The organism is Curtobacterium sp. MCBD17_040 (genome assembly GCF_003234805.2).
Taxonomy (GTDB): Bacteria; Actinomycetota; Actinomycetes; order Actinomycetales; family Microbacteriaceae; genus Curtobacterium.
Window position 1 is genome coordinate 1,673,713 of the sequence record NZ_CP126273.1, and the last position, 20,217, is coordinate 1,693,929.

A 20,217-nucleotide genomic window follows, 5' to 3' on the forward strand; every position below is an offset into this window, starting at 1 on the left:
CCATGACCGACACATCCAGCGTGCACCTGGGCCCGAACCAGTACGGCAAGGCCGAGGTCCGCCTCGTCCGCGTGACGCGGGACACCGACCGGCAAGAGATCGAGGACCTGACGATCACGACGCAGCTCCGCGGTGCCGCCCTCGCCGACTCGTACACGTCGGGCGACAACGCGAAGGTCCTGGCGACCGACACGCAGAAGAACACGGTCTACGCGTTCGCCCGCGAGCACGGCGTGCACAGCCCCGAGGAGTTCCTGCTCCGTCTCGGCCGACACTTCACGACGGCGTTCGACTGGTACGAGGGCGCGACGTTGACCGCGGACCAGCACGGGTGGGCGCGCATCCCGGTGGACGGCCGCGACCACGACCACGCCTTCGTCCGCGCCGGCAGCGGCACCCGCACCGCGGTCGTGCAGGTCGACGGCGACGACGTCCACGTCCTCGCGGGCGTGACCGACCTGACCGTGCTCAAGTCGACGGGGAGCGAGTTCCACGGGTTCCCCCGCGACCGCTACACCACGCTCGCCGAGACCGACGACCGGATCCTGGCGACCTCGGTGACGGCGCGCTGGCGGTACCTGCCCGAGGCGGTCGAGGCGGGCATCGACTGGAACGCCACCCACGCGGGCGTCCTCGAGCGCATGCTCGCGACCTTCGCCGACCTCCACTCCTACGCGCTGCAGCAGACGCTGTTCGCGATGGGCCGCACCGCGATCGAGGCGTTCCCCGAGATCGCCGAGGTCCGCTTCTCGATGCCGAACAAGCACCACTTCCTCGTCGACCTCGCGCCGTTCGGCCTCAACAACCCCAACGAGGTGTTCTACGCCGCCGACCGGCCGTACGGACTCATCTCCGGCTCGGTGGTCCGCGACGGCGTCGCCGAGGCCCCCGCCGCGTGGACGTCGGTACCCGGGTTCGTGTGACCACCGACGCCACCGGGGAGCGTTCCGGCAGCACGGTCGTCGGCCTCGTGCTCGCCGCCGGCGCGGGCTCCCGCATGGGCCGACCGAAGGCACTCGTCCGGGGTGCCGACGGACGCCCCTGGGTCGAGCGCGCCGTCCGGACCCTGCTCGACGGTGGCTGCGGGACCGTCGTCGTGGTCCTCGGAGCGGCCGCCGATGTCGCACGGCCGCTCGTACCCGACCATCCGGCCGTCCGGGTCGTCGTCGCCGACGCCTGGGCGGAGGGGCTGGGGGCGTCGCTCCGCGCCGGACTGGTCGCGGTCGCCGACGGCGACCGCGCACCCGACGACCGCTCGTGTGACGACGACGGCGCACGAGTCGGCGCCGACGCGGTCCTCGTGACCCTCGTGGACCTCCCTGAGCTCCCCGTCGCTGCCGTCCGACGCCTGCTCGAGGTGGACCCGCCCGGTCCCTGCGGACCGCACGGAGGCCGCCGTGCCCGCCTCCGGCAAGCGGTGTTCGGCGACCGACCGGGGCATCCCGTGCTCGTCGGGCGCGCACACTGGGCACCGCTCGCGGCGTCCCTGCACGGCGACCGCGGGGCCGGAGCGTACCTCCGGCAGCACGGGGTGGAGCGGGTCGAGTGCGGCGACCTCTGGGACGGTGCCGACCACGACCGGCCGGCCGGACCGACGCGCTGACCCGGTTCCTCGTATACACGACATCGCGATCCTGACCGCTCCGCCGAGCTCCTGACGACGGCTCGAAACTGCTCCTCAGCAGGGGTTTCCCTCGCGCTCCGGTACCGCGTCCAGCATCGCTTCACGAGCCGGTAACGCGCGTTCACACCCCGGAAACACGGGTCTGTATACCGTTTGGTCACCCACCCCCTCCACCCCGAGGAGCGCCCCGCGTGACCGACTCCCTGCGCCACCCCGACACCGACCCGACCGGCTTCCGCCTGGTCGGCGTCCTGCACCTGCCGCCGCTCCCGGGTGCCGTGAACCACACGGGCGTCCCGGTCGCCGACATCGCGGTGCGCGCCGCCGAGGACGCCCGCGCCCTGCAGGACGCCGGCTTCACCCACGTCATGGTGCAGGACGCGAGCGACATGCCCCAGGCCGTGCGTGTCGACGCCCCCACGGTCGCGGCGCTGTCCGTCGTCGGCGCCGCGGTCGTCGGGGCCGTCGCCGTCCCGGTCGGTGTCGTCGTCGGCCACAACGACGGCCCGAGCGCCGTCGCCATCGCCCACGCGATCGGCGCCACGTTCGTCCGCGTCAAGGTGCTCACCGGCGTCTCCGTCGGCCCGACCGGCTGGATCGAGGGCTGCGCGTACGAGGTCGCCGCGATGCGCCAGCGCCTCGGCAGCGACGTCGAGGTCTGGGCCGACGTGCACGAGGCGACGAGCCTGGCACTCGCGGGCAGCGCGGCGTGGGCCGCGCAGGAGGCCCGGGCCTTCGGTCGCGCCGACGTCCTCGTCGTCACCCGGGACAGCGGCGTCGGTGACGCGCTCGACGACATCGACGGCCTGCGCGCGACCGCCCTGGACGCGCCCTTCGTCGTCGGTGGCCGCGTCGGGCTCGACACCATCGCGCAGACCGTCGCCCGGGCGGACGGCGCGATCCTCGGCAGCGCGATCAAGCGGTCGAGCGCACCGGACGCCCGCGTCGACCCCACGGTCGCCGCCGCCTTCGGCCGCGCGCTCGTGCCCGCCGCCGCCTGACGCCCGGCGACACCGGCCCCGCCCCCGCCCGCACGGCCCACCCCACACCAGCACCAGCGCCGGACCCAGGACAGGAACCATGACCACCACCCCGCCCAGCCCGTTCATCGGCCCGGACAGCCCGCTCGACGCGCGCCAGCAGCAGATCGTCGAGCGCGTGTCGGCCGCGGAGCACGCGTCGATCGTCGCCCTGCCGACGGACCACCCGCTCGACCCGAAGCGGCGTGCGCGGGACGAGGCCACCTACCCGGAGCTCATCGCGCAGCCGGACCGCATCCGCGAGACCCTGGCCGCCAACGACGCCGCCCTCGACGAACTCGCGGACCGGATCGCCGCGATGGACGTCGACCGCGTGTTCGTGACCGGCGCGGGGGACTCCCTCGCGGTGGCGATCGCCGCGCGGCAGACGCTCGAGCTCATGCTCGGGGTCCCGGTCGAGCCGGTCCAGAGCCTCGACCTCGCGTACTACCTCGCACCGCTCGTGACGACCCGCAGCGTCGTCGTCGCCCTCTCGAGCTCGGGGGAGACCACCCGCACGGTCGAGGCGGCCCTCGTCGCCCAGCACATCGGCGCCCTGACCGTCGCGATCACGAACACGGCGGGTTCCACGCTCGACACGGAGTCCGAGCGCACCCTGCTCCTCCGAGCCACCCGGGTCGGCTGGCCCACCCAGTCCTCCACCACGGCGCTCGCGCTCCTCGTCGACCTCGCCATCCGCGTCGGTGCGCTCCGCGGTCACGCGGCCGCCCCCGCACTCCGGCAGGCGCTCGACACGGTGCCCGCGCTCATGGAACGCGTCATCGCCGAGACCGAGCCCCGCCTGCGCGCCATCGCACAGCGAGAGCAGGCCGCCCACGCGTTCCTGTTCTCGGCCGCCGGCCCCTCGTGGGGCGCGGCGATCATCGGCGCCGCCAAGGTCAAGGAGTGCACCCCCGACCACGCCGAGGCGATCCAGGTCGAGGAGTTCCACCACTACAACTCGCTCAAGGCGGGGGAGCCGATCTGGGTGATCGCGCCCGCCGGGCCGTCCGTGCCGCGCGCCGTGCACACCGCGAGCGAGGCGAAGCGATTCGGCGGCAGCGTCACGGTGGTCACGACCGAGGGCGTGCACGACTTCGACGACGTCGCCGACGACGTCGTGACCGTCCCGGCGGTCCCGGAGCCGATCAGCCCACTCCTCACGGTCCTCCCGGCCCAGCTCACCGGCTACCTGCTCGCGATGGAGCAGTTCGCCACGGCCGAGGCCGCGGTGGCGGCCGAGGCGGGGACGACGACCGCGGCGGCGACGCATGCGTGAGGACGCGGCCGCGCCGAGCCTCCTGTGCGTCGGCAACCTGACGATCGACGACTCCGTCATCGACGGCGTGACCACCACCGCACTCGGCGGCGACGCGCTCTTCGCGGCGCTGGCCGCGCGACGCGTGCTCGACGACGTCCGCATGCTCGCACCGGTCGGGACGGACCTGCCCGCCGCGCTCCTCCAGGACGTCGCCGACGCGGGGATCCGCGTCGAGTCGGCACGGCCGCGCGACGGACGCACCGTCCGCAACCGGGTCACCTACGCCGCGGACGGCACCCGCACCTGGGACCTCCTCGACGGCGAGGACGCCTTCGACGCGATGTCGGTGTACCCGGACGACGTCACCCCCGCCGCGCTCACGGCCACGGGCGTGCTCGTCTCCGCCATGAGCCTCCGGTCACAGCTCGCCCTCGGTCCGTGGCTCCGCGCCGCGACCGCAGCGACCGTCTACCTCGACCTGCAGGAGGACTACGTCGCGGGCAACGAGGAGGCGCTCCGCGCGCTCCTGCCGACCTGCGACGTGTTCCTGCCGAGCGAGGTCGAGGCGGTCGCCCTCGCGGGGACCGACGACCTCGTCGCCGCCGCCGCGGTGTTCCGCGCCGCCGGGGCGGACCTCGTCGTGATCAAGACGGCCGAACGCGGCTGCGTCCTGGCCACGGCGGACCGGACGCTCGTCGTGCCGACCGACGTCGTGACCCCCGTCGACGCCACCGGCGCGGGCGACGCGTTCTGCGGCGCCTTCGCGGCCGCGCACCAGACCGGCGCGGACCCGGTCGCCGCAGCCCACGCCGGCGCCGCCGCCGCCCGCGTCGCGATCAGCGCACACGGCGTCACGGCGCTCCTCGCCGAGCGCACCGCGGCCGCCGCCGCACCGAGTGGCGCGCCGACCGCCGCGACGACCGGGGCCGCCTGATGCACGTCCGACTCCTCAACCCGAACACGAGCCTGCCGATGACCGACGCCGTCCTCGCCGCCGCCCGCGCGGTCGCGCGCCCGGACACCGTCCTGACCGCGAGCCACTCCAGTGGTGCGCCGGCGACCGTCGAGACCCACGTCGACGAGGTGTTCGGCGCCGCCGGTGTGCTCGCGCAGGTGGAGCAGGGCGAACGCGACGGGGTCGACGGCTACGTCGTCGCCTGCTTCGGCGACACGGGCCTCCCAGCCGCTCGTGAGCGCGCCCGCGGACCGGTCGTCGGCATGACGGAGGCAGCGCTCCAGACCGCCGCGCTCCTCGCCCACCGGTTCACCGTCATCACGATGCCCCCGCGGACCATCGCCATGACCGACCGCGTGGTCGCGTCGCTCGGCCTCGGGCACCGCTGCGTCGTCCGCGCCGTCGACGTGGCGGTCGAGGAGATCGAGACCGGCGCCGGCCCCGCCTTCGACGCGTTCGCCCGGGAGGCCCGGCACGCGCTCGTCGCGGACGGTGCGGAGGCCATCGTGCTCGGCTGCGCAGGACTCACGGACCTGGTGTCCGGCCTCGGGGACGCGCTCGGCGTGCCGGTGGTCGACGGTGTCGCCGCCGCCACGACCGCGGTCGAGGGGCTGCTCGCGCAGGGGCTGACGACCTCGCGTGCGAACACCTGGGCCGTGCCGACCGGGTCCCCGACCACGAGCGAGGTGTGGGCATGAGCGCGCTGTTCACCGACGTGTTCGTCTGGGCACCGGAGACACCCGCAGGCATGGTCGGTCCGACCGATCTCCTGGTCGTCGAGGACACCGTGCGTGCGATCGGCCCGGCGGCTCGGCAGCAGGCTCCGGCGGACGCGCGGGTGGTCGCCGGTGGGGGGCACCACGTCCTCGTCCCGGGACTGGTCAACGCGCACTTCCACTCGCCCGCGAACCACCTCAAGGGCGCGTTCCCCAGCCGCCCGCTCGAGACCTTCATGCTCTACGAGTCGCCCGCGGACCCCGACCTCGCCCCGACCCCGCGCGAGGCGTACCTCCGGACGATGCTCGGCGCGCTCGAGATGCTCCGGACCGGGACGACGAGCGTGCAGGACGACGCGTTCCTCATGCCGGCACCCGATCCCGACGTCATCGACGCCGTCATGCAGGCGTACGAGGACAGCGGCATCCGCGCGAGCGTCGCCCTGGACCAGCCGGAGCTCGCCGACGCCGACAAGCTCCCGTTCCTCGACGACGCCGACGACGCGCTGGCCGCGGCACTCCACGCGCCGGCACCGGCCGCGGCACCGGAACTCCTGGCCGCGTACGACCACCTGTTCCGGCGGTGGCACGGCGCTGCCGACGGCCGGCTCACCGCAGCGGTGTCGATCTCGGCGCCCCAGCGGGTGAGCCCGGAGTACTTCGGTGCGCTCGACGACCTCAGTCGCACGCACGACGTCCCGCTCTTCGCCCACATGCTCGAGACACGCACGCAGCGTGCCCTCTCCGCGCCCGGCAGCGGGCAGGAACGGTTCGCCGGGCGGAGCCTCGTCCGGTACACCGCGGACCTCGGGCTGCTCAGCGACCGCGTCAACGTCATCCACGCGGTGTGGGTCGACGAGCACGACCTCGACCTCATCGCCGCAGCGGACGCCGTCGTGGCGCACAACCCGGTGAGCAACCTGCGGCTCGGCAGCGGCGTCATGCCGTTCCGCGCCATGCGCGACCGCGGCATCCGGATCGCGCTCGGCGTCGACGAGGCGATCTGCGACGACACCGTCAACACCTGGGGCGTCGTCAAGCAGGCCGGTCTCATCCACAACGTCGCCGGGCTCGACGCGGACCGCTGGCCACTCCCGGCCGAGGTCCTCGACGCGCTCTGGGAGGGCGGCGCCGCCGCGATGCGCCGCGACGGGCGGAACGCCGAGCGCGGCCGGATCGGCCGCGTCGCCGAGGGCGCGCAGGCGGACCTCGCGCTGCTCGACCTGCACGCGCCGGCATTCACGCCGTTCAACGACCTCCGCGGCCAACTCGTCTACTGCGAGTCCGGCGGCAGCGTCCGGATGACGGTCGTCGCCGGTCGGATCGTCGCCGAGGGCGGCCGCGTGGTCTCGGTCGACGAGGCCGCACTCCTCGCGGAGGCACGGGAGCTGCACGCAGCCCGGCGTCCCGCGCTCGAACGCACGTGGGCCGCGGCCGACGCCCTGTACCCGGCGTACGACGCCGTGGTGCGGCGGGCCGCCCGCACCGACGTGGGCATGACCAGGTGGATCGCCACGGACAGGACGACAGCATGACGCACGACGACACCCGCACCGACACCGCCCCGGGACACGGCTTCTGGGACTACCGGCCGATCACCGACGCGCCCGGCCGGGACTGGCCCGACGGCCGACGCCTGGCCGTCTACGTCGCCGTCGGACTCGAGGAGTACCGCTTCGGCGTCGGAGCGACCGAGGACATCGTGCCGGACGTCACCGCGCCGGACCTCGTCAACACCTCGTGGCGGGACTACGGCAACCGCGTCGGGGCGTTCCGCCTGCTCGAGCGTCTCGACCGTGCGGGCATCCCACCGACCGTGCTCCTCAACACCGCCGTGTACGACGCCGCGCCGGACCTCATCCGCGCCGCCCGGGCCCTGGGCGCGGAGTTCGTCGGGCACGGCATCTCGAACTCCGACTCGCTCGGGGCCATGTCGAGCGCCGAGGAGGCCGCGTACGTCGCCGCCGTGGCCGACCGGATCGCCGCCGAGGAGGGCGAGGCGCCGGGCGGCTGGTCGAGCCCCTGGCTGACCCACACGCCCTCCACGCTCGACAACCTCGTCGCGAGCGGGTACCGCTACCTCCTCGACCTGCGTCTCGACGACCGCCCCGTGCCGATCACGACCGGTGCCGGCCAGATCGTGGCGCTGCCGTACGCGCTCGAGGTGAACGACAGCACGACGATCGTCGGCCGCGGCGCGTCGGCGTCCGAGTTCGCCGACATGGTGGTCGACGAGTTCGACGAGCTCCTGGAACGCTCCGAGGAGCAGCCGCTCGTCATGAGCGTCGTCGTGCACTCGTTCATCTCCGGCGCCCCGTTCCGCCTCCGTGCCCTCGACCGGGCCCTGCAGCACATGACCGCACACCGGGACCGCGTCTGGTTCACCCAGCCGCGGGCGATCGCGGCGCACCTCGCGACGACGGAGGTGACGGCGTGAGCGACCCCATGGACACCCCGAACGCTGGAGGCACGGCCGCGGGCGCGGCGGCCAGGACGGGCGGCGTGACGGCGTCGATCCGGGACCTGCACGTGTCGCTCGAACGTGACGGTGCCCGCAGCGCGGTGCTGCGCGGCGTCGACCTCGACATCGCCCGCGGCGAGATCGTCGGGCTCGTGGGGGAGTCCGGCTCCGGCAAGAGCATGCTCGCCATGAGCCTGCTCGGGCTCCTGCCGGACGCCGCCCGTCCGCACATCAGCGGCGAGGTCCGGGTGCAGGGCACCGACATGGCCCACGGCACCGACGCCGAACGCGCTCGTGCCCGGCGCACCGCGCTCGGCGCCGTGTTCCAGGACCCGATGACGTCGCTCAACCCGACGATGCGCGTCGGCCGTCAGATCGTCGAGGCCGGGCAGGACCGCGCCGGCTCGATCGCCCTCCTCGACGCGATGGGCGTGCCCGACCCCGCGATGCGGTTCAGCGTCTACCCGCACGAGCTCTCCGGTGGCCTCCGCCAGCGCGTCATGGCGGCGATCGCGATGGCCGGGAGGCCCGCCCTGGTCGTCGCGGACGAGCCCACCACCGCGCTCGACGTCACCGTGCAGGCGCAGCTGCTCGACCTGCTCCGCGAACTCCGCGACGAGCAGGGCTGCAGCGTCCTCCTCATCACCCACGACCTCGGCGTCGCGGCCCAGATCGCCGACCGGATCGCCGTGATGTACGCGGGACGCCTCGCCGAGGTCGGTCCGACCGACGCCGTGCTCACCGCCCCCGCGCACCCGTACACGGCCGGCCTCATGCGCTCCCGCCTGTCGCTCGGCCTCGACCGCGACGTCCGGCTCCCGACCCTGCCGCCGGACACGCTGACGCCCGAGCAACGCCTCGTCGGCTGCCCGTACCGCGCACGGTGCCCCCTCGCGTTCGACCGGTGCGTCGCCGAGACCCCCGGGCTCGACGCCTCGGTGCCCGCGCCGGGCCACGCAGCCGCGTGCTGGGCCCCGGCCGAGGTCGTGCGCACCGACGCGGCCACGCCGCGGACCGCCACGGTCGCACCCGGCCCGGGCCGCGCCTCCCGGCCGGTCGCCACCCGCGCCGCACCGGCCGGTGCCGCCCGCGTCGGTGACGGCACGGCCCCCGCCCCGGCGGTCGTCGTCGACGACGTCGTCTGCACGTACGTCACGGGCCACGGTCGACGGCGACGCACGGTGGAGGCCGTGCGCGGCATGCGCTTCGACGTCGCCGCCGGTGCGTCACTCGCGATCGTCGGCGAGAGCGGTTCGGGCAAGTCGACGATCCTCCGCGCGATCGCCGGTCTCGTGCCCGTCCGGTCCGGACACATCCGGGTCGCCGACGGCGGCGCGCAGATGGTGTTCCAGGACGCCGGGTCGTCACTCACCCCGTGGATGACGGTCGGCGAGACCCTCGCCGAGCGGCTCCGCCCGCAGCGGCTCGGCCGCACCGAGACCGACCGACGCGTGTCCGAGGCCCTCGACGCCATCGGTCTCCCCGCATCGGTCGCACGGCTCCGCCCCTCCGACCTGTCCGGTGGGCAACGGCAGCGCGTCGCGCTCGCCCGAGCGACCGTCGTGCGGCCCGCCGTGCTCCTGTGCGACGAACCGACGAGCGCGCTCGACGCCTCGCTCGCCGCGACCACCCTCAACCTCATCCGGGACATGCGGGAGGAACTCGCCATGACCGTCCTGTTCGTCACGCACGACCTCGCGGTCGCCCGGCTCATGGGCGACCGGATCGCCGTCGTCGAGCGCGGCCGCATCGTCGAACTCGGCGCCGCCGACGCCGTCATCGGCGACCCACGTGAGCCGTACACCCGCACGCTCGTCGCGTCGGTCCCCGAGATCGCGGTGGCCCGGTGAGCGCCGTCGTCGCGACCCGCCGGTTCTCACCCGCGGCGTTCACGAGCGGCGTGCACGCCGGACGCACCACGGCATGGGTGCTCGTCGGGCTGCTCGGCGCACTCACCGTCGTCGCGATCGTCGCCCGACTCATCGCGCCCGACGACCCGATCCAGCCGGTCGGCGGCGTGCAACTCCCGCTCGGGTCGCCGGGACACCTGCTCGGTACCGACTCGATCGGGCGCGACATCCTCTCGCGCACGCTGTACGGCCTCCAGACGTCCTGGTTCTCGGCACTCGCCGTCGTCGCGGTCGGCCTCGTCGTCGGCGGCGTGGTCGGCGTGGCGGCGGGCGTCGCCGGCGGGTGGGTCGACAGCGTGCTCATGCGGGTCACCGACCTGTTCCTCGCGCTGCCGTCCACGCTCGTGGCCATCGCGATCGTCGCGGCGCTCGGACCCGGCATCACGAACACGCTCATCGGCATCTCGGTCGTGTGGTGGCCCTACTACGCACGCATCATCCGGTCCGAGATCCGCGCCACCGTCGCCCGACCCCACGTCGAGGCGGCCCGGGTGGCCGGGGTCGGCCGGGCACGGCTCGTGTTCCGGCACGTGCTCCCCGCCGCCGTGCCGACCGCCATCGTCACCGCGAGCCTCGACATTGGCAACGTCGTGCTCCTGCTCGCCGGGCTGTCGTTCCTCGGTCTCGGCGCGCCATCACCCGCACCCGAGCTCGGTGCCGACACCGCCGCGAACACGCAGCTGCTCCTCAGCGCGTGGTGGGTGCCCGTCGTCCCCGGCGTCGCCGTGCTCGTCCTCAGCCTCGTCGCGAACCTCGCCGGCGACGGCATCCGCACGCTCGTCGGGTCCAGGAGGTGACGAGCGTGATCCGCTTCCTGCTCCGTCGTCTCGGGTCCCTCGTGGCCGTGCTGCTCGTGCTCAGCGCCGTCGTGTTCCTGCTCCAGCAGATCTCGCCCGGCGACCCGGCCCGCGCGGCACTCGGCGCGAACGCGTCACGGCAGGCCGTCGACGCGGAACGCCACCGCCTCGGCCTCGACGACCCGCTGCCGGTGCAGTTCGTGCGGTTCATCGCCGGGGCCCTGCACGGTGACTTCGGGACGTCGTACCGGACGCACCGGGCCGTCGCCACCGACCTCGCATCGGCGTTCCCCGCGACCGTCGAGCTCGTGCTCGCCGCGTTCGTGATCGCGCTCGTGCTGGCCGGGCTGTTCGCGGCCTCCGCGGCCCTCCGCTGGCCGTTCGCGGGCGTCTACCGGGGAGCGCTGCTCCTCGCGGCGACCGCGCCGCCGTTCCTGCTCGCACTCGGCGGGATCATCCTGTTCTACGCGCAGCTCGACTGGCTCCCCGCCTCCGGGCAGGGCACCGGCGGGGTCGGGTCCGCGGTGTCGCACCTCGTCCTGCCCGCGACCGTGCTCGCGATCGCACCGGCACTCGCGATCGGGCGCATCCTGCGGGCCGGTCTCGAGACGACGCTCGTGGCCGACCACGTCCGGACCGCTCGGTCGAAGGGCCTCGGCGAGGGGGCCGTGCTCGCCCGGCACGTCGTGCGGAACGCGATCGGTCCCGCCCTGGCGATGGCGGGCCTCCAGCTCGGGTTCATGTTCGCCGGCGACGTCGTCGTCGAGCAGGTGTTCAGCTGGCCCGGCATGGGCAACTACCTCGCCAACAGCATCCCGACCTCCGACTACCCGGCCATCGCCGCGGTGACGCTCGTGCTCGGCGCGGTCTACGTCGTCGTGAACACGGTCGCCGACGTCCTCCAGACCGCCGCGGACCCGCGTCTCGCCTGACTGCGGGAGCGACCTCGGCCAGCTCCACCCCATCCCACCCAGAACGCACCACCCCATGCAATGAAGGAGACACCGTGAGGCTCAGCTCACTCCGTCGGCGGACCCGCATCGCGCTGGTCGCGGCCGCGGCCGTCCCGCTCCTCGCCCTCGCGGCCTGTTCCGGAGGTGGCGGCTCGAGCCCGAACGCCGCACCGGAGAACGGCACGCTCACCGTCGGTCTGCTCGGCGACATCGGCCAGCCGCCGGACCCCGACATCTACTACGCGAACAACGGCCTCGCGATCGTGCTCAACACGTACGAGGGGCTCGTGCAGTACGCGAACGACACCGACTCGGTGAAGATCGCGCCCCGCCTGGCGACGTCGTGGACCGTGAGCGGCGACAACACCGTCTACACGTTCCACCTCCGCAAGGGCGTCACCTTCCACGACGGCACCCCCTTCACCTCGGCGGCGGTCAAGGTCGCCTTCGACCGACGCATCGCCGTCAAGGGCGGCGCCGCGTACATGGTGCAGGGCGTCGAGAGCGTCGCGACGCCGGACGCCTCGACCGCCGTGGTGACCCTCGACGCCCCGAACTCGGCGTTCCTGGACTACCTCGCCTCGCCGTTCGGCCCGAAGATGGAGTCGCCCACCGCGCTGCAGAAGCACGCCGGATCGGACGACGCGCAGACCTACCTGCAGACCCACGACGTCGGGACCGGTCCGTACGAGATCAGCTCGGCCGACCCCGGCACCTCGTGGACCCTGTCCCGCTACGCCGGGTACTGGGGCACGAAGTCGCCGTTCACCACGGTGAAGCTGCCGATCTACTCGGACGCCTCGGCGCTGCAGCTCGCGTTCGACCGCGGGGACGTGTCCGCGATCGTCGCCGCACTGCCCTCGTCGAGCCTGTCCAAGTACGAGGACAGCAAGCAGTACGCCAGCTACATGCTCCCCACGCTGCAGTCCGCCCTGGTCACCGTGAACCCGACCAAGTCGTTCTTCAGCAGCAAACAGGCCCGACTCGCGTTCCTCGAGAGCATCGACCAGAAGTCGATCGTCAAGCAGGTGCTCGGCAGCCGCTCCGAGCCGGCGACGACCCTCTACGCCAAGGGCATGATCCCGGGCGGCAAGGACGAGCAGACGATCACGTACGAGCCCTCGGCGATGAAGTCGTACGCGAAGACGCTGCCGTCCGGCACCACGATGACCATCGGCTACGCGAGCGGCAACACGAACGCCCAGCAGATGGCGAACATCCAGGCGGCGAAGCTCCAGGCCGACGGCATCACGGCCACGGCGAAGTCGTACCCGACGTCCCAGGTGTTCGGGTGGATCAACGACCCGACCTCGGGCCCGGACGCGTTCTTCGACGGCAACAACGGGCCGGACGGCGGCTCCCCGTACATGTGGGGCCACGTCTTCTGGGACAAGTCGGGCGGCATCGACTACTTCGGCTGCGACGTCCCGGCGGTCGACCAGGAGCTCGACCACGCCGTGCAGACCGGCGACGACAGCGCGTACGTCGCCGCGGCCGAGCAGTACGCCCAGACCGGCTGCTACTACAACCTCTCCTACAACAAGGACTGGGTCGTCGCGCAGAAGTGGCTGACCGGCGTCGCGAAGTCGCACAACATCGGCGCGAACGAGCTGGACTTCAGCAAGCTCGGCATCGCCGGGTGAGGTCCGCGGGCGCCGGTGCACGCCGGCGCCCGCGTCCCTTCCCCCCGTCCACCGCTTCCAGGAAGATCGACCCGATGACCCCTCCCGAGATCGCCGCCCTGGCCACCGTCCCCGCCGCGCCGTCGCTCCCACTGCGGATCCACGCGCGCCTCCGCGAGGCGATCATCCGCGGCGAGTACCCACAGGGGCAGAAGCTGCCGGAGGTCCGGATCGCCGACGAGCTCGCGGTCTCCCGCGTCCCGCTGCGCGAGGCCGTCCCGATGCTCGAGTCCGAGGGGTTCGTCGTCACGACGCCCCGACGCGGAGCGGTCGTCGCGACGTGGACCTCCCGCCTCGTCCACGACCTCTTCGACCTCCGTGAGGTCCTCGAGGTCGGGGCGGCCCGCCACGCCGCCCGCGCCGTCGCGGGTGGTGCCTCCGTCGACGCACTGCACGAGGCGCTCGAGCACTCGCAGGCCGTGGTCGACGACGGGGACCCGTACGCGATCGCCGCGGCGAGCACGCGGTTCCACGAGGTGATCGTGGAGATGACCGGCAACACGCTCATGCAGGCCTCGATGCGGTCGGTCTCCGGTCGCGTGCAGTGGCTGTTCTACCTGACGAGCGAACTCGACGTGCACGACGCGTTCCACGACCACGTCGAACTCGCCGCCGCGATCGAACGCGGCGACGAGCGGATGGCGGAGGCGCTGGCGTACTCCCACATCGAGCGTGACCGGATGCCGTCGATCGCCGCGCTCCACCCACGCGACTGACCGCGGCGGGTCGTGCCGCGCGCGGGTCAGCGCGCCGGCGTCACGACGCCGGGGCGCCCTCCGCCTCCGGCGCCGCCTTCCGCCGCCCCACGCGGGGCAGGAACACGCCGTCGCGCAGGGACCGCTCGATGTCCTCGAGCGACCGGTTCTTCGTCTCGGGCAGGCGGAAGAAGATGAACACCCAGGCGACCACGTTGAGCCCCGCGTAGACCCACATCGCGCCGCCGAGCCCGAGCCACAGCACGAGCGTCAGGGCCGTGACGGTCACGAGCAGGTCGGAACCCCACAGCGTCATCGCCTGCAGACTCGTCGCGGCCGGTCGGACGGTGAGCGGGTAGAGCTCCGATTCGAGCAACCAGCCGATGACCTGCAGACCCCCGGACTGGAAGAACATGAACAGGAGCAGGAACAGGAGACTGAGCACCGGGTTGAGGTGGTCGCCCCCGAACAGGAACAGCGCCCCGAACGCCGCCAGACTCGCCGCCGAGAACGGGAGCGTGAGCAGGGGGAGCCGCCGACGGCCGATCCGGTCCACGAGCCGACTGCCGATGAACGTCATGAGCAGGTACACCGCACCCACCCCGACGTTCGCCCAGAGTGCGAACGCATGCGGGAACCCGGCCTGCGTCAGGATCGTCGGCGTGTAGTAGATCATCATCTCGAGCCCGGTGATCTGCGTCAGGATCGCGACGCCGACCCCCGCGACGAGCGCGGGCCGCACCCACCGCTCCCGGAGCTGCGACCACGCTGCGCCCCCGCCGGTGCCTCCGTTCTGCTCACGGTCGGCGACGGACCGGATGTCGTCGAGCTCGTCATCCGCGTCGGCGGGGGACCGCCGCACCCACCGGAGGACCGTCCCCGCGTCGTCGTCGCAGCCCGCGTGCACGAGCCATCGGGGGCTCTCGGGGAGCACGAACATGCCGAGCAACAGCACGATGGCGGGCACACCGGACAGCATGATGAGCCAACGCCAGGAGAGCACGTCGTCGAGCGCGACGTTGACGAACGCGGCCGACAGGATGCCGATGCCGATGGCACAGCTGAACAGGGTGACCATCCGCCCGCGCCGCTCCCGGGGTGACAGCTCGGCGACGTACGTCGGGATGACCTGCGTCGACCCCCCGACGGCGAGGCCGAGGAACAGGCGGCTGAGCACGAGGGTCGTGGGCCCGGGGGAGAGTCCGGCGAACACGACGCCGAGCACGAACACGGCCGCCACGATCATGATCGTCCGACGCCGACCGATGCGACGTGAGAGCCAGGAGCTGCAGAACGCGCCGAGGACGGCACCGGCGAGGATCGCCGCCGTGATGAGCTGTTTCACCCCGTTGCCGATCCCGAAGTCCTTGCCGATCGAGATCAACGTCCCGGAGATCACACCGGTGTCGTAGCCGTAGAGCAGACCGCCGAGCGCCGCGATGAGTGCGATGCGCCGGACGTGCCCGCGCGTGGCGGACGCCACCTCGTCGTCGGAGCGGCCCTCGCGGTCGATCTCGTCGGGGATGCCCCTGCCCTTGGTCGCTGTCGTCACCGCGCACACGGTACGGCGGTCCGGCCGAGCGCGGTCACGGCCGGGAGGCCCGGGCGCCGCGTCGCGCGCCGCCGCCGCCCGGCGTCAGGCCGAGTGGGCGGGCCGCCGCGTGTGGTCGCCGCGGCCGGATCGTGTTCGGGTCTGCTCGGCGCAGTGGAGTGCGGGGTTCCGCGGAACACCGGCGAACCGGTCGGAGTCGGTGAGGAAGGAACGGACGGCGGTCATGCGACCAGCCCTTCACGAGGCTGTGGACACCTCATCGCTGCCGGACCGCCTCGCTGTGCCAGCGTTCCGCGGATCGCGGAGGCCGTCGTGGCGACGAGACTGCTGAACAGCCCGGTTCCACGACTCTACGATCTGCGATCGGGAGGCCCAACTCCCTCCACCGGACCATCCGGATCGCGCGGTCCACGCCCTTGCATGCATCTCCACGACCACGGCGCGCCGCTTAGGCTGGACCGCATGGCCACCGTCATCCTCGTCCGCCACGGCCGCACCACCGCCAACGCCTCCGGCGTCCTGGCGGGGCGGGCGGCGGGCGTGGCGCTCGACGACGTCGGACGGTCGCAGGCGCGACGCACGGCCGAGCGACTCGCCGTCGTGCCGCTCGTCGGCGTCGTCACCAGCCCCCTCGAGCGCTGCCGTCAGACGGCGCGGGCCGTGACGGACCTCCAGACCGGATCAGCGACCACCCTGGCGGACCGTGGCATCACGGAGTGCGACTACGGGGACTGGCAGGGGCGCGCCCTCGGCGAGCTCGCGAAGGAGGCCCTGTGGTCGGTCGTGCAGTCGCAACCGTCGGCCGCGGTGTTCCCGGGCGGCGAGTCCATGGCGGCGATGCAGGCACGCGCCGTCGCGGCGATCCGGCGCCACGACGCCCGGTTCGAGGCCGAGCACGGTCCGGGCGCGGTCTGGGCGGCGGTGAGTCACGGCGACGTCATCAAGTCCGTGATCGCGGACGCCCTCGGCATGCACCTCGACCTCTTCCAGCGGATCTCGGTCGGGCCGGCGTCGGTGTCGATCATCCGGTACGGCACCGCCCGTCCGGACGTCGTCGCCACGAACACGGACTCGGGTGACCTGTCCTGGTTGCGCGCGCCGGCACCTGCCGCGGACGCCCCGGTGGGCGGCGGTGCCGGGCATCCGGAACCGACGGCCGACGGCCCCGCCCCTCGCTGACCGGGGTCCGACCGGACGCTCGTAGGATGGACGCATGCCCACCATCGTGCACGGGTTCGACTGGCCCGACCGCGTCGCCGTCGGCACCGTCGGCCGACCGGGATCGCGCTCGTTCTACCTGCAGGTCCGGTCCGGCTCGCGGGTCGTCAGCGTCGCCCTCGAGAAGGAACAGTCCGCTGCCCTCGCCGAGAAGATCGGCGAGATCCTCGACCAGCTGATGACGACGGCGGGCAACCCCGTCAGCGTCCCTTCGGGGACACCCGTCGAGCTCGTCGACAACGAGCCACTCGACCAGCCCGTGGAGCCGGAGTTCCGAGCCGGTGCGATGACGCTGGGGTGGGACCCGACGACCTCGCAGGTCGTGATCGAGGCGTTCCCCATCGACACCGCGGACGACGACGACGTCCCCGACGAACCGGCCGAGATGCTCGTGGTGCGCATCCCGGTCGGGACGGCGCGCGCCTTCGCCGAGCGCACGCTCGAGGTCGTCGGCGCCGGTCGAGCGATGTGCCCGTTCTGCGGCACCCCCATGGACCCGGACGGGCACGTCTGCCCGGTGCTCGGCGAGCGCTGATGCCCGAGGGGCCCGACCTCCTCACCGCGGACGTCGAGATCAGCGGGCGCATCACGACCGCCTCGAACGCCACCTTCCTGGGGACCATCGGCGACACCACGGTCGTGTACAAGCCGGTGTCGGGGGAGCGCCCGCTGTGGGACTTCCCGGACGGCGACCTCGCGCACCGCGAGGTCGCGGCCTACCTGGTGTCCGAGGCGTTCGGATGGGACGTCGTCCCGCGCACGTGGCTCCGCGACGGCCCGCTCGGCGCCGGGATGGTGCAGCTCTGGCAGGACGTCGACCCGGACCAGGACCCGGTCGACCTCGTCCCCTCGGACCAGGTCCCGGACGACGGCTGGCGCGAGGTCCTCGACGGGGACGACGAGACCGGCCGACCCGTGACCCTCGTCCACGAGGACTCCGTCGCACTCCGGCGCATGGCCGTGTTCGACGTCGTCGTCAACAACGCGGACCGGAAGGGCGCGCACGTCCTCGCGATGCCCGACGGTCATCGCCACGGGGTGGACCACGGGTTGACCTTCCACCAGGAGCACAAGCTCCGGACCGTGCTCTGGGGCTGGGTGGGCGAGGAACTGACGGACGACGAGCTGGCCGGTCTCGACCGCGTCCGCGCCGGGCTCGAGGGCGACCTCGCCGAGACGCTCATCGCGTACCTGAGCGCCGAGGAGATCGGGGCGTTCGCCGGCCGGTGCGCCCGCTTGGCGGCGCGTGGTCGCTTCCCGGCGCCGCACGGGCCGATGCCCGCGCTGCCCTGGCCGCTGTTCTAGCGGTCCCAGCCGCCGCGCCCCTGGTCTCCCCGCCCCCAGCCGCCGCCGAAGGCGTCGTCGAACCCGGCGGCGCCGAAGCCGCCGCGTCTCGAACCGAGGTAGGACCCGACCACCGCGGCCCCGAGGTCGTCGGCCTCCGGTGCGACGACGGTCCCGCCCGCGCGCTTCGCCATGGCGTCGATGAACCGGGCGAGCCCTGGGTCGTCGCCGAGACGGAAGAAGCTCGTGTGCGCTCCCAGGCGCGTCGACGTGTCGAGTTCGCGGATCGCGTGGGCGATCGTCAGCGGATCCGGCGGGTAGGCGAAGTACACCTCACCGCCCGGCTCGAGGTGCGAGGTCGGCTCGCCGTCCGTCACGACGAGCAGCACCGGTTGCGCGTTCGGGTGCTTCCGGAAGTGCCGGTTCGCCAGGAGCAGCGCGTGGTGCAGGTTCGTGCCCTTGTCCCACTGCGCGTCGAGCCCCACGAGCTGCTCGATCTCCATGACCTCGGCGGTCCTCCCGAACCCGATGAGCTGCAGGTCGTCGCCGCGGAACCGACTCGTGATGAGCGTGTGCAGGGCCAGCGCGGTGCGCTTCATCGGCACCCAGCGGTCCTCCATCGCCATCGAGAACGACGTGTCGACGAGGAGCGCCACGCACGCCTGTGTCCGCGCTTCGGTCTCCTGCACCTCGACGTCGTCGATGGTCAACCGGACGCCGGAACCGATCGCGCGTCCCTCGCCAGCGGTGCGCGTCAGGGCGTTCGTCATCGTGCGCGTGACGTCCCACGGCTCGGTGTCCCCGAACGCCCAGGCCCTCGTCGCGCCGGAGCGCTCGCCCGCGGCTCCAGCGCTCCGCAGGTCACGGCTTCCCGTGCGGCCGCTCATCTTCTCGGCGACGTCGCGGAGCAGCGCATTGCCGAGCTGTCGCATGGCCTTGGGTGTCAAGCGGAGCTGCCCGTCGAGTCCGCGCTTGAGTGCCCCGGTGTCGCGGAGGGCCTTCTCGAGCTGCTGCAGCGTCCGTGCGTCGACCGCGGACTCCTCACCGAGCTGCCGCCGGAGCGCGTCGAGGTCGAGGTCGTCGAGCTGTGACCCGTTGTGCGACTGCGCGAGCTGGTCGGCGAGCTGGTCGAGGTCCGCCAGGTCCTGGAACACTCCGGTCCCGTCGCCGAGCCCGAGACCCTCGTCGCCGTCCATGCGCTCACCCCCGCCCCAGTCCTCGCCCGGACGGAGCGCGCGGAGGTTCCCGTCGAGTTGCGCGAGGGACTGCATCAGGTCGGGGGAGCCGAAGGCCTGGGCCGCCAGCGCGTCGAGCTCGTCCCGCTGCTCCCGGGTCATCGAGTTCCGCATGCGCTGGGCGGCCGCGGCTCGGGCGGCGAGGGCGTCGAGCAGTTCGTCGATGTCCACCGGCGCCTCGGGGAAGAACGCCCCGTGCTTCGCCATGAAGTCCTCGAACTGCTCCGGCGTGTCGGCCCCCCGCGCATGCGCGTCGAGCAGTTCGTTCAGGTCGGTGAGCATGTCGTTGATCGCGGCCCGGTCGGCGTCGGTGGCGTTCTCGAGCGCCTGCTTCATCCCGGCGAACCGCTGGTCGAGCATCTCGCGCCCGAGCAGGTCCTTGATCCGCCCGTAGGCCGCGGCCGCCTGCGGACTCTGCCACCGGTAGTCGCTGAGCTCGCTCACCGCCGCGGCGGGGGAGGACGGGAGGCTGTCCAGCTGCATCTGGGCGAGGGCTCGGACGCCGTCGTCCATCTCCACGTCACGCGCCAGCTGGCCGCGCTCCTGCGTGACGGCCTGGTCCAGCAGCTCGCGGATCTCCTCGAGCGTGCCGTCGAGGTTGTGCTTGCGCGTCAGCTCGCGGCGACGCTCGGCGACACGGCGGGCGAGGTCGTCGAGCCCGGCCTGGTCACGACCACCACGGCGGAGGAACTCCCGCATCGCGCGCTCGGGTGAGTACCCGGCCATGACGTCCTGACCGATGGCGTCCATGGCCTCGCTGGTGTCGACGGGCGGCGCGAGCGGGTCCGGGCCGCCGGCGTACTTCCGGTACCGGGCGTCGCGGGCGAGCCGCCGGTTGGTCCCCGTCATGCGACC

General features: G+C 73.2%; 18 protein-coding genes. 16 read left to right on the plus strand and 2 right to left on the minus strand.

Annotated features, from left to right (window positions below; translation table 11 throughout):
- Positions 1 to 2 precede the first annotated feature (2 nt).
- From pucL to DEI94_RS07985, 13 genes are all read left to right on the plus strand, one after another.
- The gene (pucL, locus tag DEI94_RS07925; protein ID WP_111027778.1) at positions 3 to 923 is read left to right on the plus strand and encodes a factor-independent urate hydroxylase; all 921 of its coding nucleotides are present in this window, start codon (positions 3 to 5) and stop codon (positions 921 to 923) included.
- Positions 920 to 1,603 carry a nucleotidyltransferase family protein gene (locus DEI94_RS07930; RefSeq protein WP_258378111.1) on the plus strand — a complete coding sequence of 228 codons (684 nt, stop codon included), beginning with the start codon at positions 920 to 922 and terminating at the stop codon, positions 1,601 to 1,603. Before pucL ends, DEI94_RS07930 begins: the two co-directional genes overlap by 4 nt.
- 212 nt (positions 1,604 to 1,815) lie before the next feature.
- Positions 1,816 to 2,625, plus strand: coding sequence for a BtpA/SgcQ family protein (locus DEI94_RS07935; RefSeq protein WP_181441909.1), 810 nt, complete (start codon positions 1,816 to 1,818; stop codon positions 2,623 to 2,625).
- A gap of 79 nt (positions 2,626 to 2,704) precedes the next feature.
- Entirely contained in the window at positions 2,705 to 3,922 is a 1,218-nt protein-coding gene (locus tag DEI94_RS07940; protein ID WP_111025569.1) for an SIS domain-containing protein, read from the plus strand.
- Entirely contained in the window at positions 3,915 to 4,838 is a 924-nt protein-coding gene (locus DEI94_RS07945) for a carbohydrate kinase family protein (RefSeq protein ID WP_111025570.1), read from the plus strand. The genes DEI94_RS07940 and DEI94_RS07945 overlap by 8 nt, the downstream gene beginning before the upstream one ends.
- Positions 4,838 to 5,557 carry an aspartate/glutamate racemase family protein gene (locus DEI94_RS07950; protein WP_111025571.1) on the plus strand — a complete coding sequence of 240 codons (720 nt, stop codon included), beginning with the start codon at positions 4,838 to 4,840 and terminating at the stop codon, positions 5,555 to 5,557. Before DEI94_RS07945 ends, DEI94_RS07950 begins: the two co-directional genes overlap by 1 nt.
- The gene (locus tag DEI94_RS07955) at positions 5,554 to 7,110 is read left to right on the plus strand and encodes an amidohydrolase family protein (protein ID WP_111025700.1); all 1,557 of its coding nucleotides are present in this window, start codon (positions 5,554 to 5,556) and stop codon (positions 7,108 to 7,110) included. The genes DEI94_RS07950 and DEI94_RS07955 overlap by 4 nt, the downstream gene beginning before the upstream one ends.
- The gene (locus DEI94_RS07960) at positions 7,107 to 8,012 is read left to right on the plus strand and encodes a polysaccharide deacetylase family protein (protein WP_111025572.1); all 906 of its coding nucleotides are present in this window, start codon (positions 7,107 to 7,109) and stop codon (positions 8,010 to 8,012) included. Before DEI94_RS07955 ends, DEI94_RS07960 begins: the two co-directional genes overlap by 4 nt.
- Positions 8,009 to 9,886 carry an oligopeptide/dipeptide ABC transporter ATP-binding protein gene (locus DEI94_RS07965; protein WP_220038761.1) on the plus strand — a complete coding sequence of 626 codons (1,878 nt, stop codon included), beginning with the start codon at positions 8,009 to 8,011 and terminating at the stop codon, positions 9,884 to 9,886. The genes DEI94_RS07960 and DEI94_RS07965 overlap by 4 nt, the downstream gene beginning before the upstream one ends.
- Positions 9,883 to 10,743, plus strand: a complete 861-nt coding sequence (locus DEI94_RS07970) for an ABC transporter permease (RefSeq protein ID WP_111013356.1) — start codon at positions 9,883 to 9,885, stop codon at positions 10,741 to 10,743. The genes DEI94_RS07965 and DEI94_RS07970 overlap by 4 nt, the downstream gene beginning before the upstream one ends.
- 5 nt (positions 10,744 to 10,748) lie before the next feature.
- Entirely contained in the window at positions 10,749 to 11,675 is a 927-nt protein-coding gene (locus DEI94_RS07975) for an ABC transporter permease (protein WP_111009329.1), read from the plus strand.
- A gap of 74 nt (positions 11,676 to 11,749) precedes the next feature.
- Positions 11,750 to 13,339, plus strand: a complete 1,590-nt coding sequence (locus tag DEI94_RS07980) for an ABC transporter substrate-binding protein (RefSeq protein WP_111025574.1) — start codon at positions 11,750 to 11,752, stop codon at positions 13,337 to 13,339.
- A gap of 74 nt (positions 13,340 to 13,413) precedes the next feature.
- A complete protein-coding gene (locus DEI94_RS07985; RefSeq protein WP_111013354.1) occupies positions 13,414 to 14,094 on the plus strand; it encodes a GntR family transcriptional regulator in 681 nt (226 codons plus the stop codon).
- A gap of 40 nt (positions 14,095 to 14,134) precedes the next feature.
- Here DEI94_RS07985 and DEI94_RS07990 read toward each other — a convergent pair whose 3' ends face one another.
- Positions 14,135 to 15,625 (minus strand): sugar porter family MFS transporter, encoded by a 1,491-nt coding sequence (locus tag DEI94_RS07990; protein WP_220038762.1) that lies wholly within the window; start codon positions 15,623 to 15,625, stop codon positions 14,135 to 14,137.
- Between the two features lie 462 nt (positions 15,626 to 16,087).
- On the opposite strand from DEI94_RS07990, the gene DEI94_RS07995 reads away from it, so the two are divergent.
- From DEI94_RS07995 to DEI94_RS08005, 3 genes are read left to right on the plus strand one after another with little or no spacing between them, the layout of a single operon-like run.
- Positions 16,088 to 16,804: an MSMEG_4193 family putative phosphomutase gene (locus tag DEI94_RS07995; protein WP_111025575.1), complete on the plus strand. Its 717-nt coding sequence runs from the start codon at positions 16,088 to 16,090 to the stop codon at positions 16,802 to 16,804.
- A gap of 34 nt (positions 16,805 to 16,838) precedes the next feature.
- Positions 16,839 to 17,378, plus strand: coding sequence for a DUF3090 domain-containing protein (locus DEI94_RS08000; protein ID WP_111025576.1), 540 nt, complete (start codon positions 16,839 to 16,841; stop codon positions 17,376 to 17,378).
- A complete protein-coding gene (locus DEI94_RS08005; protein WP_111025577.1) occupies positions 17,378 to 18,148 on the plus strand; it encodes an SCO1664 family protein in 771 nt (256 codons plus the stop codon). The genes DEI94_RS08000 and DEI94_RS08005 overlap by 1 nt, the downstream gene beginning before the upstream one ends.
- Here DEI94_RS08005 and DEI94_RS08010 read toward each other — a convergent pair.
- Positions 18,145 to 20,211, minus strand: a complete 2,067-nt coding sequence (locus DEI94_RS08010; RefSeq protein WP_111025578.1) for a vWA domain-containing protein — start codon at positions 20,209 to 20,211, stop codon at positions 18,145 to 18,147. The genes DEI94_RS08005 and DEI94_RS08010 overlap by 4 nt on opposite strands.
- Positions 20,212 to 20,217 lie beyond the last annotated feature (6 nt).